Here is a 17330-nt window from a genome sequence, read left to right as displayed (position 1 = left end):
CACATTCGGGGAACACAGGGGGGAAGGTACCGCGAGATGACTCAGCGACCTGAGACGATGCCGGAGAGGGACGCCGTCGACCTGCTGATCCGCCAGCACGAGGAGATCCGCCGCCTCTTCGATGACGTCGACCGGAGCACGGGCCACGCCCGCGAGGAGGCGTTCGAGAAGCTCTGCCGTTTCCTCGCCGTGCACGAGACGGCCGAAGAGGAGGTCGTGCATCCTCTGGCCCGCCGGGTCATCCCGGACGGCGACCGGGTGATCGACGCCCGGCTGGAGGAGGAGAACGAGGGCAAGCGCGTCCTGCAGGCCCTGGAGAAGATGGGCACCTCGGCCGCCGGCTTCGAACCGCTCTTCGCCGAGTTCCGCAAGTCCGTCCTCGACCACGCGGAGCTCGAGGAGCGCGAGGAGTTCACCCGGTTGCGCGAGATGGGCGGCACCGAACTGCGCGGCCTCGCCGCTGCCATCAAGGCGGCCGAGGCCATGGCGCCGACGCACCCGCATCCGGGGGTGGAGTCCGCCACCAAGAACATCCTCATCGGCACGTTCGCCTCCGCCGCCGACCGGACGCGCGACGTGGTGCGCAAAACCCTTGGCCGCGAGCGGAAGTGACCTCGCCATGGGGCGGTGCACCCCAGTTTTACCATTTGCGCTCTTGACGCTACGGAGCGTTACCGGCATGGTTGAGGAGACCGCCCATTGCGGTCGATTCGGAATGCGATGGCGCATTTATCGCCAGTCAAATGGTCCGGTCGCCCCGCGGGCACCGGGCCGGACCGGCGGTCCCGGGTAGGCGTGCCCGGGAGGGCGATCGGGAGCTCCTCCCGGTCGCCCGCCCCGGTTCCGGGTCCCCCGACCGCCCATCACGGCAGGTCAGGCGACCGCCCATCACAGGCGGGTTTCCGCGACCGCCTATCACGGACAGGCTCTGCGACCGCCCATCGGGGGCGGGCGCCTCGCGGGCTCAGCGGCCGACGGCGAAATGGGCCTGGACGCGGGTGCCATCGCCGGAGCGGGAGATGCGGACGAGGTCGGAGATCTGGTTGACCAGCAGGAGGCCGCGCCCGCCGTGGGCGTGGGGGCCCACCGGCCGCCGTCCGGCCAGCGGGTCGGCGAGCCGGCCGAGGTCGCTGACCTCACAGACGACGAACCCGGGCAGCGACCACACACGGAGGGTGCCACGGCCGCCGCCGTGCACGATCGAGTTGGCGGCCAGCTCGTTCACCGCGAGCTCGAGGTCGAGAAGACGGTCGCCGGCCAGGCCGCGCCGGGCGGCCTCCGCCGTGGCGAAGACACGGACCTCGCCCAGCGCGTCGGCGTCGAAATCGAGGGCCGCCGTGTCCATGGGCTCGGGGCCCACATCGTTGTACACCTCGATGACCTTCTCTGGGTCGAATTCGGGACTGGCACGCTCGACGCCGTCCTCGATGAGGACCGGGTGGGTCAGCGCCGCGTCCGCCAGCGCCCGCCGATCGAGCTCCGCCGCGTCATAGGGGCAGAGGACCGTGGCCGCGCGCCCGGCGAAGGCCAGGTTGATCAGGGCCTCGTGCTGGGCGCAGGCGGGGTACTCCACCGCCGAACGGCCAGGCCAGACCGGCTCACCGATGATCCGCACCCGCCGTCCGGGATACGCGTCGGCGAAGCGGCGCAGGACACCGGGGATGATCCGGCCCGGGTTCCGTCCCGCCGCGCTCATGTCGATGAACCGCACCCCCCCGGCCGCCGCGCCCAGTCCGGCGCGCAGCAGCGCCAGCCGGTACCCCGGAACGGCGACCGCCACCGGCTCACCGGCCTCGAGGCCGCCGCGCACGAAGGGCAGCGTCCCAGCGAGGTACTCCTCCTCACCGCGGTACAGCAGCGCCGGGTGGGAGAAGGGGGCGGGGGCGGTCATCCCGGTCTACCTCGCTCGTCGGCCACTGAGGAACACTACCGTGAGGTTACGTCTGAACGACCAGGATATTGCGGCCCGCGGCCTCCGAGCCGGTCGCCGGCCACGGCCACGGCCGCGCGTTCCCGGTAGGGTCGAGGCCAGGAAGGCCTCGGCCAGGTGGGGAGGGTATGCGGTGTCCGGTGAGCGGGCGCGCCGGCGGATTCCGGCGATCCTCGTCTCACTGCTGCTGTTCCTCGGTGCCGGAGGCGGGCTCGGCGCCGCCTCGTCCTCTTCTCCGGACGCCCGCCCCCTGACCGCCACGGTCGCGGCGACCGCCCCCCTCGCCGGCGCCGCCCCCGCCGCCGAGCACGGCCGGCACGCGCCCCGGCTCGGTGAACACCGACTGACCGGCAAGACGCCGCTGCGGGCGTCCGGTCCGGCGGGCGTCTCGATGGCGGCCGGCCTGCCCGTCTGGTGGCGGGGGCCGCACCGGACCTCCTCCCGCGCGCCGGCGGGTGACCGGCCGACGCGGGGCGGCCGGGCGCCTCCGGTCCTCTCCTCCTCCGCGTCGGCCTAGCCGTACGGTCGCGAACCGCGCCGTCGGCCGCCGGCGCGCGTACGTCCGGGTGCCGAAACCCCGGAGCCACGGGACGCCCGCCGCGATGACGGCGCGCGCCCGTTCCCGACCGTTCCCGTCCGCGGGCGGCGTGTGCGTGCCGCCGTCCCGCGGACCGCCGGTGTACCCCATCGGCGTTCCGACGTGGAGAAACGACCGTGACCTACCTGTTCCTCGGCATCGCCCTGCTCGTGTCCGGCGGTGTGCTCCTGATCGGCTGGATGTTCCGCCGTGACGACGCGCGTCTCGGCCTGCCGGCACTGGCGACGCTGATCGCCGCGAACGTGCTGGCGATGGTGTACGCGGCCCTCGACCAGTGACGACCACCGCTCCCGGCGACGAGCCTGAGAGGACTCTCGTGGAGATCGAACGCACCTCCCTGCCCGGTATCGGCCTGCAGCACGTGTTCACGACGGCCCGCGGACGGCGCGTCGGAATCGTCTCCCACCACAGCGGCCGGCGCGACCTGGTCGTCTTCGACCGGGACGACCCCGACACCGCCGCGACGACGATCGTGCTGACCTCGGAGGAGGCCGGCGCGGTCGCCGAGCTCCTCGGCACCGCTCGCGTCGTCGAACGCCTGGCCGACCTCCACCGCCACGTCGAGGGCCTGGTCAGCCGGCAGGTCCCGATCACCGCCGGCTCGCCGTACGACGGACGGCCGCTCGGCGACACCCGGGCACGGACCCGCACGGGCGCCTCGATCGTGGCCGTCGTCCGCGGCGGCGGCGTGGTCGCCAGCCCGCGCCCGGACTTCGTGTTCGAGGCGGGCGACATCGTCCTCGTGGTCGGTACCGCCGACGGCACCGCGGCGGTCGCCGCGCTGCTCGCCACGCGGTAGCCGCCCATGCACTCGACGACCCAACTGATCGAACTCGGCGCGATCATCCTGGGCCTGGGGCTGCTCGGCGCGGTCGCGGTCCGGTTCTCCGTCTCGCCGATCCCGTTGTACCTCCTGGCGGGGCTGGCCTTCGGATCAGGTGGCGTGCTCCCCCTCACGACCAGCGAGGACTTCGTCTCGGTGGGCGCCGAGGTGGGGGTGATCCTCCTGTTGTTCACCCTCGGCCTGGAGTACACGGCCGACGAACTGGTGACCACCATGCGGACGGCCGCTCCGGTCGGCCTGTCCGACCTGGTGCTGAACGCCGTCCCGGGCGTCGCCACCGCTCTCCTGCTGCACTGGGGCCCGGTCGCGGCGGTGGCGCTGGGCGGCATCACGTACGTCACCTCCTCCGGGATCACCGCGAAGGTGATGGGCGACCTGGGCCGGCTCGGGAACCGCGAGACTCCCAGCGTGCTGTCGGTGCTGGTCTTCGAGGACCTCACCATGGCCGCGTACCTGCCGATCCTCACGACGCTGCTGGCCGGGGCCGGCGTGCTCGGCGGCGTGGTCGCGCTCCTGGCCGCCGCCGTCACGATGGGACTGATCCTGTTCGTCGCGCTCCGCCACGGCGAGGTCGTGCAGCGCTTCGTCGCCAGTCCCAGCCGGGAGGTGCTCCTGCTGAAGGTCCTCGGACTGACCGTCCTGGTGGCGGGGCTCGCCCAGCAGCTGCAGGTGTCGGCCGCCGTGGGGGCGTTCCTCGTCGGCATCGCGCTGTCCGGGCCGCTCGCCCACGACGCCCGGCAGCTGCTCAGCCCGCTCCGGGACCTGTTCGCGGCGGTGTTCTTCGTGTTCTTCGGCCTGCACACCGATCCGGCGGACCTGCCGCCGGTCGCGGGGGTCGCGGCCGTCCTGGCGGTCGCCGGAGTGGCGACCAAGCTCGCGACCGGATGGGTGGCGGCCCGCCGGGCGGGAGTCGGCCCGGCCGGCCGGCTGCGCGCCGGAACCGCGCTGGTCCCGCGCGGGGAGTTCAGCATCGTCGTCGCCGGCCTGGCGGTCGGCGCCGGCACGAACCCGAGGCTCGGGCCGCTCGCCGCGGCGTACGTCCTGATCCTCGCGGTCGCCGGGCCACTGCTGGCCCGGAGCGCCGACTCCCTGGCCCGTGCCGTGGCCGGCCCCCGCGGACGCCGGGCCTGACCCGTCCCCGCCGGGTCCGGGCCTGACCCGTCCCCGCCGGGTCCGGGCCTGACCCGGACCCGGCGGGGACCGGTTCCCGCAGGGCGCGTCGAATACCTTCCTCCCACTGGGACAGACTTAGGAAAACCGGACGTCCCTCGCGCTGGGACGGACGCAGGACACCGAACGTCGACGGCCCGTGAGGGCCGAAGGAGCATCCGATGGCGCATGAGCGTGCGGGGCGGCCCGCGCAGCCCGAAGACCTGGTGGACGTCGCACGGCTGGTGACGGCGTACTACGCGTACCGGCCCGACCCCGCGCGGGTCGAGCAGCGGGTGGCCTTCGGCACGTCGGGGCACCGCGGATCGGCGTCGAACACCGCGTTCAACGAGGCGCACATCCTCGCCACCAGCCAGGCCATCTGTGAGTACCGCGCGGCCCAGGGAGTCGACGGGCCACTGTTCCTGGGCATCGACACGCACGCCCTGTCGGAGCCCGCGCGCGTGTCGGCGCTGGAGGTCTTCGCCGCCAACGGCGTACGGGTACTGATCGACAGCCGGGACGGCTACACGCCGACGCCGGCCGTCTCGCACGCCATCCTGACCTACAACCGCGGTCGCGAGTCGGGTCTCGCGGACGGCGTCGTAGTGACGCCCTCGCACAACCCCCCGGCCGACGGCGGCTTCAAGTACAACCCGCCCTCCGGCGGCCCGGCCGACACCGACGCCACTTCGTGGATCCAGGACCGGGCGAACGCGCTGATCTCCGAGGACCTCAAGGAGGTCAGGCGCATCCCGTACGCCCGCGCGCTCGCGGCGGAGACGACCGGCCGCTACGACTTCCTCGGCGCGTACGTGGACGACCTGCCCTCCGTCCTCGACCTGGACGCCGTCCGCGAGGCCGGGGTGCGGATCGGGGCGGACCCGCTCGGGGGCGCCAGCGTGGCGTACTGGGGTGAGATCGCCGACCGTCACCGGCTCGACCTCACGGTCGTGAACCCGCATACCGATCCGACCTGGCGGTTCATGACGCTGGACTGGGACGGCAAGATCCGGATGGACTGTTCCTCGCCGTACGCGATGGCCTCGCTCATCGCCCGCAAGGACGAGTTCGCGGTCTCCACGGGCAACGACGCGGACGCCGACCGGCACGGCATCGTCACGCCGGACGGCGGCCTGATGAACCCCAACCACTTCCTCGCGGCCGCCATCTCCTACCTGTACGCCCACCGGCCCGACTGGCCCGGCGACGCGGGCGTCGGCAAGACGCTCGTCAGCAGCAGCATGATCGACAGGGTCGCCGCCGGGCTGGGCCGCCGCCTCGTCGAGGTGCCCGTCGGATTCAAGTGGTTCGTGCCCGGCCTGCTGGACGGCTCGCTCGGGTTCGGCGGCGAGGAGAGCGCGGGAGCCTCGTTCCTGCGCCGCGACGGCTCGGTGTGGACCACCGACAAGGACGGGATCCTCCTCGCCCTACTGGCCTCGGAGATCACCGCGGTCACCGGCCGCTCCCCCAGCGAGAACTACGCCGACCTGGTCACGCGGTACGGCGACCCCGCGTACGCGCGCGTCGACGCCCCGGCGTCCCGCGAGGAGAAGGCGGTCCTCAAGAAGCTGTCCGCCGAGCAGATCACCGCCGGCACGCTCGCCGGAGAACCGATCACCGCGGTGCTCACCGAGGCGCCCGGCAACGGGGCGCCGCTCGGCGGCGTGAAGGTCTGCACCGAGAACGCCTGGTTCGCCGCGCGGCCGTCCGGCACCGAGGACGTGTACAAGATCTACGCCGAGTCCTTCCAGGGCCCGGACCACCTGGCCCGCGTCCAGGAGGAGGCCCGCGACCTGGTCAACGCCACACTCGCCGCCACGTCCTGACCCGGAGCGCGCCTGCCGGCCCAGAGCCCGCCGGCCGGGCTACTCGCCGCGCCTGCGCCGCGACGCCCGCGCGGGGCGTCGCGGCGCAGAATGAACGTATGAGCGGACCATCGACCGCGTACGGGGACAACCCGGCGCTGCCGGCCCTGCGGCGCCACTTCGAGGACCTGCGGGACGGCACCCACGGCGGCGTGGAGGCACGGGCGGACAAGGAGGAGCGGTTCGCCGACACGGTCGTGCTGCTCGCCCCGTACGCCAAGCGGGTCCTGGCCGAGATCGACCAGGGTCTCCTCAAGGGGACGGGCCGCGTCGACGAGACCGGGCTGTGCCGGACCGAGGACGGGGGCCTGGCCGCGTCCTGGACCCTGTCGTGGCCGGAGCAGCGGGCGGCGGGCGTCCGGCCGATCACGCTGGAGGCGCACTTCGAGCGGAATTTCCACCATCCGCACCTGCGCGGCGCGACGGTGGGCGAGTGGCCGCTCAACGTCTTCACCGACCAGCAGGCCGCCGCGGAGGTACCCACCCTGCGCGCCATCGCGGCGGCCGACCTGCACAACCTCGTCTTCCAGCGCGACTACCGCCTGGTACCCGCCATCACCCGGTGAGGAGCGCGGTCCGGCTCCTTCAGCCGGCCGACCTCTCCTCGTCGTAACGGGCCTGGGCCGCCGTGACCTCGGGCATGCGGGCCTCCAGCCACTTGATGACGTCCCAGAGCCGCTCGGCGGCCTCGCGGCCGAGCGGGGTGAGGCTGTACTCGACGCGCGGCGGGATGGTCGGCTCGGCCTTCCTGAGCACGAAGCCGTCACGTTCGAGGGCCTGAAGGGTCTGCGCGAGCATCTTCTCGCTCACTCCGTCGACCCGTCGGCGCAGCGCGTTGAACCGGTAGGTGCCCTCGCTCAAGGCGCCCAGCGCGAGGATCCCCCAGCGCCCGGTGATGTGCCCGAGCGCCTCACGGGAGGTGCATCGGACGGCGAACACGTCGTAGACGACGTCGCCGTAGGCGTCGTCGGCCGCTCCGCCGCCGTCGCGGGACGGGGTCGGCGATCCGTTGGTCGGGCGGCTGTCCATGGCGCTCAGCATACTTCTCCACCGCACTGCTCTTTAGTTGGGTACTCACTCTGAGATTGCACTGTGGAAAAGTTAGTACTACGGTCTTGGGGAGTGCTCACCTCGCGGCGTGGCCGCCGAGGTTCCTCGGACGCGGGAGATAAATGTGATCATCGTTACCGGCGCCACCGGACAGCTCGGCCGTCTGGTGATCGACGGGCTGCTGGAGAAGGTGCCCGCGGACCAGGTGGTGGCCGCCGTGCGCAGCCCCGACAAGGCCGCCGACCTAGCCGCGCGCGGCGTCCAGGTGCGGGAGGCCGACTACGACCGTCCCGAGACACTGCGCCCGGCGTTCGAGGGAGGGACCAGGCTGCTGCTCATCTCCGGCAGCGAGGTCGGGCGGCGCGTCCCCCAGCACGCCGCGGCGGTCCAGGCCGCCCAGGGGGCGGGCGTCCCGCACCTCGTCTACACGAGCGCGCCGCACGCGGACACGTCGGTCCTCGGCCTGGCCGCCGAGCACAAGGCGACCGAGGAGATCATCCGCGAGACGGGACTGACCTACACCCTCCTGCGTAACAACTGGTACAACGAGGTGTACGCCCCGGCGATCACGCAGGCCGTCGCGACCGGCGCCGTCATCGGCGGCTCCGGGGACGGGCGGATCGGCAGTGCCGGCCGGGCGGACTACGCCGCCGCGGCCGTGGCCGTGCTCACGGGGGCCGGCCACGAGAACCGGATCTACGAGCTCGCCGGGGACGTCGCGTGGAGCCTGCCGGACCTCGCGGGTGAGATCTCCCGGGCCTCCGGCAAGGAGATCGTGTACCGCGACCTGCCGCCCGAGGAGCACCGCGCCGCCCTTATCGCAGCCGGCGTGCCCGACGCGTTCGCCGACGTGCTCGTCGACGTCGACCGCGGCGTCAAGGCCGGAGCGCTGGCCGACACGCCGGGCGACTTGAAGGCGCTCATCGGCCGGCCGACCACGCCGATCGCCGACACCGTCGCCGCGGTGCTCGCCGGCTGACCGGACGGCCGCCGCCGGGTTCGGCGGACCGGCCGCCCGCGCGCCCGGAACGGCGGGGCTCCGGGCGCGCGGGCCGGCTTTCTCTGGGCCCGGCACGACCCGCGCGGGGGCGGGCTCCGGCCTCAGCCGGTGGCGACCAGGTGGTCCCGGAGGCCGATGCCGTACGACGTGGGGGTGCCGTCGTAGGAACTGATCAGTGACGGGCCGCTGCCGCAGTCCCAGGTGTTCCACGTCCACCCCAGGTAGCCGACGGCGTGCGTGTCGGCCCAGCTCATGAGGGTGTCGATGAAGTCGTGCGAGCAGTCGTTCTCACCGATCTCACTGAGCGTCAGCGGCACCTGCGCCGCGACCGGGGCGAGCTGACCGTCATAGCAGGACGTGTTCGCGCAGGTGTTGAAGTTGTAGATGTGCGCGAACGCGGCGAGGTTGTTCTTCGGATCGGCCGGCCGGTACTGCAGCCACTGCGTCAGGTCGTTGGAGTACGCCAGCCCGCCGACGAGGATCACGTTGGTGGCGCCGGTCGCGCGTACGGCGTTCACGAGGCTCTGGAAACCGGCCACCTGGTAGGGGATGCCGGCGCAGGTCCCGCCGTCCCGCCAGCAGGTCCAGCCGGAGGCCTCACTGCCGGTCGCGCGCTCGGGGTACGGCTCGTTGAACAGGTCGAGGACCACCGCGTCGTCGCCCTTGAAGGCGTTCGCGACGCCCGTCCAGAACGACGGCGCGTACTGGGCGTCCGGCATCGGCTTCTGGCAGGTCGCGTGGACGTCCGAGCAACCGGACGAGGGACCGGTGTAGGTGCCGTGGTTCCAGTGCATCTCGACGATCGGGGTGACGCCGTGCGCCTCGAGCCGTGACACGAACGCCTTGACCTCGGTCTGGTACGCCGTGCCGCCGTACCGCGCGTCGATGTTGCTCAGGCCGAGCCAGCACTCCTCGTTCAGCGGGATGCGGACCGCCTTGATCTTCCACGCGACCATGGCGTCGATCGACGCGTCGTCGACCGGCCCGTCCCAGATCCCCCGGCCCTGGACGCACATGAACTCGCCGCCGGAGCGGTTCGCCCCGCGGAGGCGTACGGTCGCGCCGCTCGCGGTGACGAGCCTGTTCCCGGAGACGTGCAGCGCGGGCGCGGGCCCGGTCGTCCCACCACCCCCACCACCCTCACCACCGCCACCGCCACCGCCACCGCCGGAGCCGTTGCACACGGTTCCGTTGAGCGAGAAGGACGTCGGGTCGGTGTTCGTGCCGGTGTAGGTGAAGTTGGCGCCGATCTGGGCGGTGGCGCCGCTCGCCAGCGCGCCGTTCCAGCTCGCGCTGGTGACCGTGATGGTCTTACCGCTCTGCGACCACGTGCCGCTCCAGCCCTGGGTCAGCTTCTGCTCACCCGTGTAGGCGTAGCTGAGCGTCCATCCGCTGAGCGCGTCACCGAGGTTCTTGAGGGTGATGGTGGCGCTGAAGCCCGACCCCCAGTCGTTCTTCGCGTAGGTGACATCGCAGGCGACGGCGGCGTGCGCCGTGCCCGTGCCCGTGCCGGTGACGAGGCCGGCCCCGCAGACGCTCAGCAGGAGGGCCAGGAGATAGGAGATCGCGCGTCGAGGTCGCATTGACGGCTCCATGGCGGCTTTGCGGGAGTAGAGTGGGAGCGCTCCCATGCCGAGCGAAGGTAACCCCGGGGACAGGACCGGGAAAGGCCTTTTCATGGCCGTTCATTGCGGACGCCTCGCAGGTCCGGGCATCGGGCCGGCCGCCCCTCACGGGTACGCTGGCAGAAACCGCGGCGGCGCTCCGGAGCCGGCTCCCACCGCCGCCGTGAACTCCAGGCGCGCGACGGCGCGGACCTCGACCGCAGGGTTTCGCCCCACGTCAGGACCGCTACCCGCAGCGCCGGCGACCGGGCCGTCCGCCCGGTCCGCGCGACGGCCACTGTCCACTTCCGGCCGTCGTTAATGTTCTTAACAATAAATGTTAATGTGATTAACGATCATCACGCACGGGACGCGCACCGGATGCGATCCGACGATCTTCAGGAGGCGCCGTGACCAGGCTGAGGTCCCACCCGATCATCCTGGCGGCATGCGCCCTGCTCGCCGTCGCCACCCCGTCGGCGGCGGCCGCCCGCTCCACCGGGGGCGCGGGGCAAGAGGCCGGCGCACCCCTCACCGGCCCACCCCTCTCCGGCGCATCTCCCTCCGGCCCCCTCCTCTCCGGCGAACCGGCCTCCGCCACGCCGTCGCCCGCCACGCCGTCGCCCGGCACGGCCTCGACCACGGCCCCCGCCGCCCCCTCCTCCGCCGCCGACCTGAACACCGGCTGGAAGATCCAGTCCTCGGCCGTCGCGGGCACGTCGGGCGCGACGATCTCCCGGCCCGGCTACGCGACCACCGGCTGGCTGCCGATCAGCCGCCCCGAGACGCTGATGGCGGGCCTGCTGGAGAACGGGCGCTACCCGAACGTCTTCTACTCCGACAACCTGGCCAAGGTGCCCACCGGCCAGTTCACCCCGAACTGGTGGTACCGCGAGCAGCTGACCGTCCACCCGCGCCGTGACGGCCGCACCGTACTGATCATGAACGGGGTGCTCGGCACCGCGGACCTCTGGGTGAACGGCACGAAGGTCGCCGACCGGGCACAGCTCCAGGGCGCGTACGGCCGGTTCGAGTACGACATCACGCCCTACGTCCGGGACGGCCAGAACGCCATCGCGCTCGACATCGCCAAGAACGCCCCGAAGACGTACCTCACCGACAGCACACTGGACTGGAACCCGCCCGCCCCGGACCAGAACACCGGCCTGCGCTTCGCGCCCCAGCTCGCCCAGGCCGGCCCGGTCGCGCTGCGCGACGTGCACGTCGTCCAGCACAACGCCGCGAACCTCGGCAGCTCGGACCTCACGGTCAAGGCCGGCCTGCGCAACGACACGGACGCGGCGCGGAAGGCGCGGCTGGACGCCGTGATCACCCACGGCGGGACGCGGATCGCCGTGTCCGCGGACACGACCGTCCCCGCGAAATCGACCCGTACCGTGACGCTGACCCCCGCGGACCACCGGGCGCTGCACCTGGAGCACCCCGCCGTCTGGTGGCCGTACCAGCTCGGCGCGCAGCCGCTCTACCACCTGACCGCGAGCGCGAACGTCGGCGGCCGGGTCTCCGACCGGGCGGACGAGGACTTCGGGATCCGCACCGTCACCTCGCACCTGACGCCGGTCAAGGCGGGCACCCACGCCTCACACGGCTCGCGGCAGTTCGTGATCAACGGCGTGCCGCTGGCGATCCGCGGCGGCGGGTGGTCGCCGGACATGTTCATGCGCTACTCGCCGCAGAACATCCGCGACCAGCTCTCCTACGTCAGGAACCTCGGACTGAACACCCTGCGGTTCGAGGGGAACCTGCCGCCCGACGACATGTTCGCCCAGATGGACCGTCTGGGCATCCTGGCGATGCCCGGCTGGCAGTGCTGTGACCGGTGGGAGGACCCGTCCTCCAAGTGGCCGGACGCGCTGAAGGCGAACGCCGGCGTGCAGGCGGCGCACGTGGCGCGGTGGCTGCGCGACCACCCGAGCGTCTTCACGTTCTACCAGGGCAGCGACGAGGCGCCCGACGCCGCCAAGGAGGCCATCTACCTCAAGGCGTTCGCGGCGGCCGACTGGGCGACGCCGCAGGTCGCCGCCGCGGAGTACAAGTCGTCGCCGAGGCTCGGCTACTCCGGGTCCAAGGAGGGCCCGTACAACTACGTCCCGCCGGGCTACTGGTGGGCGAACGGGCCGGAGACGGTCGACCCCGGCGACCCGACCTACACCAACCAGGGGAGCGCCTGGGCGTACGGCACCGAGACCAGCGCCGGGAACACGGTGCCGACCCAGGACTCGCTCAACCGGTTCCTGACGCCGGCGGACCAGAAGAAGATCTGGGACCTGAGCACGACCAACGGGCCGGGGACGGGCCCGGACCTCTTCCACGTGTACCAGAAGTACACGAGCTACACGAAGACCGGCCGGATGGGGCAGTACAACACCCCGCTGTGGAACCGGTACGGCCACTGGTCCGACATGGCGTCCTACCAGCGCATCGCGCAGATGGGCGGGTACGAGGTCACGCGGGCGCAGTTCGAGGCCTACCTGGGGCACTCGAAGGACCCGGCCAATCCGAGCACCGGCGTCATCTACTGGATGCTGAACAAGGCCTGGCCGTCGCTGCACTGGAACCTGTACAACTACGACCTCGACCAGCCTGGCGTGTACTTCGGCGCGAAGAAGGCCGGCGAGCCCGTGCACGTGATGTACGACTACGCCGACGGCTCGATCAAGGTCGCGAACCTGACCAGCACCCGGCAGCCGGGCCTGACCGCCACGGCGCGGTTCATCGACCTGAACGGCACGGTGCGGGCGACGGCGCGGCAGGCGGTGCCCACCCTGGCCGGCCAGGACGTACGGACCGTGCTGACGCCGAAGGTGCCCGCGGGCATCTCCCGTACCTACTTCCTGGAGCTGACGCTGACGCGGCCGGGCGCGACGGTGAGCCGCAACGTCTACTGGCTGTCCACGAAGGCGGACCAGGTCGACTGGTCCAAGACGCTCGGCCAGGGCTTCGGCGCGGTGTTCAAGACCGGCGGCTACGCGGACCTGACGGGGCTGCAGAGCCTGCCCGCCGCGAACATCGGGGTCTCCGCCTCGACGCGCCGGAACGGCGGGGAGGCGACCACCACGGTGACCATCCGCAACGTCGGTTCGAAGCCGGTGCCCGCGGTGTTCACCCGCGCCGACGTGCGCCGGGGCACGTCCGGTGGCCGCGCGCTGGGCGGTGACGACCAGGTCCTGCCGATCGAGTGGAGCGACAACGACGTCACGCTCTGGCCGGGGCAGAGCCAGACGCTGACCGCGCGGTACCGCGTCGCGGACCTGCGGGGAGCGGCCCCGGTGGTCGGGCTCACCGGCTGGAACCTCGCCGGTCTCACCGTCCCCGCACGGGGCTGATACCGTTCGCGACTTATTTCGCACTGTCCGGAATCGTGACCGGATCCGGACAATCGGCACCGCCCGGCGGCGCGCGTCCGCGGGGAAAGGCGGCTCCGGAGGCCGCCGTCCCGCCCGGACCGCACTCCGGGCGGTCCAGCGCCATCCCTCCTGACCTGCGCCGATGGGTGCCGCACTCCGCATGCCCGGCAGCGTGAGGTGACGACGCAATTCCGCTCCGCTAAGTCGGGCACCGCCGTGACGATTTTTCACGTTTTCGGCACTTTAAAGACCTCCGGCCTCCTACACTCCTCTCGCAATCCGGTTTCGATCACTAATGCGATCGCCCAATGCGATCGTCCTCTGGAAGGGCAGGTCGATGCCGAGGACGCACCGAAGGCAAGGGCGGCTCGGCCCCCCACGGCGCCGGAGGCCGGCGGCGTGGCTGGGTGAGAGGATCTCCGCCCTTGGCGGAGTGGTCGTCGTCGCGGTGGGTCTCGCGCTGGCCGCCATCGTCGAGCAGGCCGTGATGCCGCCGTCCCCCCGGCACCCGGTCGCCGACCGGCGTCCCGTGCACGCCGGGCGCTCCCACACGTCCCGCCCGGTGGTGTCGCGTCCTTCGTCGTCCCGCGCTCCGGTGAGCCCGGCCGTCCAGCTCAGCCGGCAGGTCGAGACGGTCGCCCTCGCCGAACGCAGCCGCGTGGCCCGGCGGGACTACGGGGTCGGCACGCTGTCCGCCCCCATCGTGCGGCTCAGCCGGATGGACCGCGCGCGCACCTGGGCGTTCGGCACCGAGACGATCCCGCCGCCGCGCGGGAAGACGGTCATGCCGGAATCCTCGCTGTACGTCGCGCAGCGCACCCGCGCCGGCTGGCAGGTCGCCCTGGCCGGCACCCCGCGGTTCACGACGCTCCTGCGGAAGGCGCCCGCCTCCGTCGTTCCGGCCGCCGAGCGCCCGGTGCTGGAGAAGTTCAGCGCCGCGGCCGACGCGCCACTGGACACGGGCCTGATGCTGCCCTGGGGGGTCGGGCAGTCCTGGACCCTCCTGGCCACGGACGACGGCGTGTCGGGCTTCGACGGCGGGGACGGACGGGTCCTCGCCCCGGGCGACGGCCGGATCTACCGGCTCTGCTCCTCCGCCGCCGGTCACGGGCTCGTGCTCCTGATCCACCCGAACGGCCTGGCCACGCAGTACTACCAGCTGTCCGACGTGACGAAGGTCCGCGACGGCGCTTTCGTGAAACGCGGCGACTACCTCGGCCGGACCGGCACGGAGCAGCCGTGCGGAGGCGGCGAGGCGCCGCAGCGGATGGTGCGCTTCGCGATCGGCGACGCGACCGGCCCGATGCGGCTCGACCACTTCCAGCTGGGCGGCTGGACCGTGCGGGAGACGGCGGCGGCGACGTTCGCCGAGCGCGCCGGCGTCCGCGTCGACGCGGGCAATCCGCTGCTGAACTTCGGGGCCGTGCCCGCGTCCCCGGCGCCCTCGCCGTCCAAGAGCCCCTCCCCCGGCCGTACGCCCAAGCCTGGCTCGCCGAGCGTTCGCGTCCCGAACGTCCCGCTGCCCGGTGGGAGCCCCGATGCCGGTGTCTGAGCAGGCCGCCGCCCCGCGCCACACCTCCCGGGAGCCCGGAGCGCGGCGGAGGCGGGCGCGGCGCCGTACCTCCCGAAGACCCGGGCGCACCCGGGCGGCGGTCCTCACCCTGGTGCTCCTCGTGATCGTCCTGATCGTCGGCCGGACCTCCCGGGGAGCGGACGAGGTCGAGCGCCTGCGAAGGTTCCTGGAGTTCTACGTCGGCGTGTTCACCCTCCTGGCGGCGACCGCGGCGGTCGTCGCCGGGGTCGCCGCCGCCCAGCGGGTCCTGCCGATCGGCCTGCGCATCCTCGCCCAGGGCGCCCACCGCGCGACCGCGATCATGGCCATCGGCTTCCTGGTCACCCACATCGCCTTGAAGGTCATGGAGGCGCACGCGACGGTCCTCGACGCGTTCCTGCCCTTCACCGGCCACGGCCGCGCCGCCCTCCTGGTCGGCCTGGGCACCATCGCCGGCGACCTGCTCATCGTCATCGTCGCAACCGGCGTGCTGCGCGGCCGGTTCGTCACCGGTCCCCGTCCGTGGCTGTGGCGCACGGTGCACGCGCTCGCGTACGTGATGTGGGCCCTGGCGATCCTCCACGGCCTGACCGCCGGCCGTCCGCCCAAGGCCTGGGTCACCTGGAGCTACCTCATCTGCGCCGCACTGGTGCTCGTCGCCGCGACCGGCCGGCTGCCGCGCCTGGCCCGTGACCGGCGCATGCTGCGCGCCCGCAAGGCCAGAGGAGACGGCCGGGTCACGGGGAGCGGGGCGCGCGACGGCGCCGCCGACCCCCGTGACCGGGTCAGCGCGGACGCCCGGGCCGCCGCCGAGACCGGCGACCTGCCCGACGAGCAGTTCTGGGCGGCGCTGCGCGCCGAGACCTCGCCCTGGCCCGGTGGGAGATGATGAACTTCCGGTACGTGGGGCCGCCGCGCCTCGGCCGCGGGCTCGACCGGTACCAGCGCATCGACCAGACCGCGCACCGTGAGGTGCACGGGGAGTTCCGCCGGCGCAGTGTGCGCGAGCTGCTGGCGATGGCCGAGCAGGTCGACCTGCGCGGCCGCGGCGGCGCGGCCTTCCCGTTCGCCCGCAAGCTGAAGGCCGTCGTCTCGGCGGCACGCCGTCAGGACGCCCAGACCGTCGTCCTGGTCAACGCCACCGAGGGCGAGCCGGCCAGCGCCAAGGACAAGCTGCTGATGTCCCGCACCCCGCACCTCATCCTCGACGGGGCGATGCTCGCCGCCCTCGCGCTCGGCGCCCGCGAGGTCGTCATCGGCGTGACGGACGGCGGCCGGGCCGGCCGGTCCATCCGCAGCGCGGTCGTGGAGAGCAACCTCGGGGGGTTCATCCGCGTCGTCCGCCTACCGGAACGCTTCGTCACCGGCGAGGGCGGCGCCCTGGTCAACGGCGTCAACGGTGCCCCGGCGCTGCCGCCGGGCCGCAAGGTACGGGCGGCCGAACGCGGCGTGGACGGGCTGCCCACCCTGCTGTCCAACGCGGAGACGTTCGCCCAGCTCGCCCTGCTGTCCCAGCTCGGCCCCGACCTCTACCGGGCGATCGGTACCGCCGAGGAGCCGGGCACCGTCCTGCTCACCGTCTGGGGACCCGGCGGCCGGCCCGTCGTCGTCGAGGCCCCGGCCGGGACTCCGCTGTTCCAGGTGCTCGACCTGTGCCGGGCCGACGTCGGGCAGGGCGTCCTGATGGGCGGGTACCACGGCGCGTGGCTCGCCCCCGCCGCCGCGAACCGCGCCCGCGTCTCACGTGAGGACATCGCCCGGGCGGGCGCGAGCCTGGGGGCCGGCATCATCCTGCCGCTCGCGCCGGACGTCTGCCCGCTCGGCGAGGTCGCCCGGGTCGCCGTCTACATGGGCATGGAGACCGCCGGGCAGTGCGGTCCCTGCCGCCTGGGCCTGCCGGCCCTCGCCCGGTCCCTGCGCGCGCTCGCGGAGGGCGACTCCCGATCCGAGGCGCTGTCGGCGGTACGCCAGGGCATGCAGGTCGTCAAGGGACGCGGAGCCTGCCACCACCCGGACGGCACGTCGCGGTTCATCGCCTCGGCGCTCGAGGTCTTCCGTGACGACGTCGACACGCACCTGGCCTCAGGGACCTGCGGCCGCCCGGTACGCGGGCTGCTGCCCATCGACGGCGAGGACGCCGCCGCGGTGGAAGAGTCCGAGGACACCGGGCTGCGCCTGACGGTGGACTGGACGCGCTGCGCGGGGCACGGCCTGTGCGGGCACCTCGTCCCCGACCTCGTGAGCCTGGACGAACACGGGTTCCCGGTGGTCGAGAGCAAATCCGTGCCGCAGCGCCTGCTGCGCCAGGCCCATCAGGCGATCGAGATGTGCCCCGCTCTCGCCATGCGCTTCAAGACGCCCTGACGA

15 protein-coding genes are annotated in these 17330 nt (G+C 72.8%); 12 read left to right on the top strand and 3 right to left on the bottom strand.

The features are described 5' to 3' along the window. The first annotated feature begins 36 nt into the window (after positions 1–36). The gene (locus tag NE235_RS26055; RefSeq protein WP_252807516.1) at positions 37–612 is read left to right on the top strand and encodes a hemerythrin domain-containing protein; all 576 of its coding nucleotides are present in this window, start codon (positions 37–39) and stop codon (positions 610–612) included. Positions 613–964: 352 nt separating this feature from the next. Here NE235_RS26055 and NE235_RS26050 read toward each other — a convergent pair whose 3' ends face one another. Then, positions 965–1891 carry a sensor histidine kinase gene (locus NE235_RS26050; protein ID WP_252807514.1) on the bottom strand — a complete coding sequence of 309 codons (927 nt, stop codon included), beginning with the start codon at positions 1889–1891 and terminating at the stop codon, positions 965–967. 172 nt (positions 1892–2063) lie between these two features. Between NE235_RS26050 and NE235_RS26045 the strand changes: the two genes are divergently transcribed. The 6 genes from NE235_RS26045 (at position 2064) to NE235_RS26020 (ending at position 6955) form a co-directional block, all read left to right on the top strand. Beyond that, complete coding sequence (locus tag NE235_RS26045) at positions 2064–2447, top strand: hypothetical protein (protein WP_252807512.1); 384 nt, start codon at positions 2064–2066, stop codon at positions 2445–2447. Between the two features lie 197 nt (positions 2448–2644). Continuing rightward, complete coding sequence (locus NE235_RS26040; protein WP_252807509.1) at positions 2645–2806, top strand: hypothetical protein; 162 nt, start codon at positions 2645–2647, stop codon at positions 2804–2806. A gap of 38 nt (positions 2807–2844) precedes the next feature. Beyond that, complete coding sequence (locus tag NE235_RS26035; RefSeq protein WP_252807507.1) at positions 2845–3327, top strand: cation:proton antiporter regulatory subunit; 483 nt, start codon at positions 2845–2847, stop codon at positions 3325–3327. Between the two features lie 6 nt (positions 3328–3333). Next, on the top strand, positions 3334–4503 hold the full coding sequence (locus tag NE235_RS26030) for a cation:proton antiporter (protein ID WP_252807505.1): 1170 nt from the start codon (positions 3334–3336) through the stop codon (positions 4501–4503). A gap of 200 nt (positions 4504–4703) precedes the next feature. Then, a complete protein-coding gene (gene pgm / locus NE235_RS26025) occupies positions 4704–6350 on the top strand; it encodes a phosphoglucomutase (alpha-D-glucose-1,6-bisphosphate-dependent) (protein ID WP_252807503.1) in 1647 nt (548 codons plus the stop codon). 98 nt (positions 6351–6448) lie between these two features. Then, entirely contained in the window at positions 6449–6955 is a 507-nt protein-coding gene (locus NE235_RS26020) for a hypothetical protein (RefSeq protein WP_252807501.1), read from the top strand. 19 nt (positions 6956–6974) lie between these two features. Here NE235_RS26020 and NE235_RS26015 read toward each other — a convergent pair whose 3' ends face one another. Continuing rightward, entirely contained in the window at positions 6975–7418 is a 444-nt protein-coding gene (locus tag NE235_RS26015) for a winged helix-turn-helix transcriptional regulator (RefSeq protein WP_252807499.1), read from the bottom strand. 145 nt (positions 7419–7563) lie between these two features. On the opposite strand from NE235_RS26015, the gene NE235_RS26010 reads away from it, so the two are divergent. Continuing rightward, entirely contained in the window at positions 7564–8418 is an 855-nt protein-coding gene (locus NE235_RS26010; RefSeq protein ID WP_252807497.1) for an SDR family oxidoreductase, read from the top strand. A gap of 122 nt (positions 8419–8540) precedes the next feature. Here NE235_RS26010 and NE235_RS26005 read toward each other — a convergent pair whose 3' ends face one another. Next, positions 8541–10022, bottom strand: a complete 1482-nt coding sequence (locus NE235_RS26005; RefSeq protein ID WP_252807495.1) for a cellulose binding domain-containing protein — start codon at positions 10020–10022, stop codon at positions 8541–8543. Between the two features lie 431 nt (positions 10023–10453). On the opposite strand from NE235_RS26005, the gene NE235_RS26000 reads away from it, so the two are divergent. The 4 genes from NE235_RS26000 (at position 10454) to NE235_RS25985 (ending at position 17327) form a co-directional block, all read left to right on the top strand. Continuing rightward, positions 10454–13390, top strand: coding sequence for a glycoside hydrolase family 2 protein (locus NE235_RS26000; protein ID WP_252807493.1), 2937 nt, complete (start codon positions 10454–10456; stop codon positions 13388–13390). A 454-nt stretch (positions 13391–13844) separates the two neighbouring features. Further along, the gene (locus tag NE235_RS38340; RefSeq protein ID WP_252807491.1) at positions 13845–14963 is read left to right on the top strand and encodes a M23 family metallopeptidase; all 1119 of its coding nucleotides are present in this window, start codon (positions 13845–13847) and stop codon (positions 14961–14963) included. Then, entirely contained in the window at positions 14950–15852 is a 903-nt protein-coding gene (locus tag NE235_RS25990) for a hypothetical protein (protein ID WP_252807489.1), read from the top strand. Before NE235_RS38340 ends, NE235_RS25990 begins: the two co-directional genes overlap by 14 nt. Next, a complete protein-coding gene (locus NE235_RS25985; RefSeq protein ID WP_252807487.1) occupies positions 15852–17327 on the top strand; it encodes an NADH-quinone oxidoreductase subunit NuoF family protein in 1476 nt (491 codons plus the stop codon). The genes NE235_RS25990 and NE235_RS25985 overlap by 1 nt, the downstream gene beginning before the upstream one ends. Positions 17328–17330 lie beyond the last annotated feature (3 nt).

Origin of the sequence: Actinoallomurus spadix (assembly GCF_024055725.1) — a bacterium.
GTDB classification, from domain to species: Bacteria; Actinomycetota; Actinomycetes; order Streptosporangiales; family Streptosporangiaceae; genus Actinoallomurus; species Actinoallomurus spadix.
The sequence above is the reverse complement of the archived record's forward strand: the minus strand, read 5'-3'. Positions and strand labels throughout refer to the sequence as shown.

What these genes read in the sequence shown, in the direction of transcription:
- NE235_RS26020 (WP_252807501.1), top strand. Translation starts at nt 6,449, where the DNA reads ATGAGCGGACCATCGACCGCGTACGGGGACAACCCGGCGCTGCCGGCC.
- NE235_RS26050 (WP_252807514.1), bottom strand. Translation starts at nt 1,891, where the DNA reads ATGACCGCCCCCGCCCCCTTCTCCCACCCGGCGCTGCTGTACCGCGGT.
- NE235_RS26015 (WP_252807499.1), bottom strand. Translation starts at nt 7,418, where the DNA reads ATGGACAGCCGCCCGACCAACGGATCGCCGACCCCGTCCCGCGACGGC.
- NE235_RS26055 (WP_252807516.1), top strand. Translation starts at nt 37, where the DNA reads ATGACTCAGCGACCTGAGACGATGCCGGAGAGGGACGCCGTCGACCTG.
- NE235_RS26005 (WP_252807495.1), bottom strand. Translation starts at nt 10,022, where the DNA reads ATGCGACCTCGACGCGCGATCTCCTATCTCCTGGCCCTCCTGCTGAGC.
- pgm (WP_252807503.1), top strand. Translation starts at nt 4,704, where the DNA reads ATGGCGCATGAGCGTGCGGGGCGGCCCGCGCAGCCCGAAGACCTGGTG.
- NE235_RS25990 (WP_252807489.1), top strand. Translation starts at nt 14,950, where the DNA reads ATGCCGGTGTCTGAGCAGGCCGCCGCCCCGCGCCACACCTCCCGGGAG.
- NE235_RS25985 (WP_252807487.1), top strand. Translation starts at nt 15,852, where the DNA reads ATGAACTTCCGGTACGTGGGGCCGCCGCGCCTCGGCCGCGGGCTCGAC.
- NE235_RS26030 (WP_252807505.1), top strand. Translation starts at nt 3,334, where the DNA reads ATGCACTCGACGACCCAACTGATCGAACTCGGCGCGATCATCCTGGGC.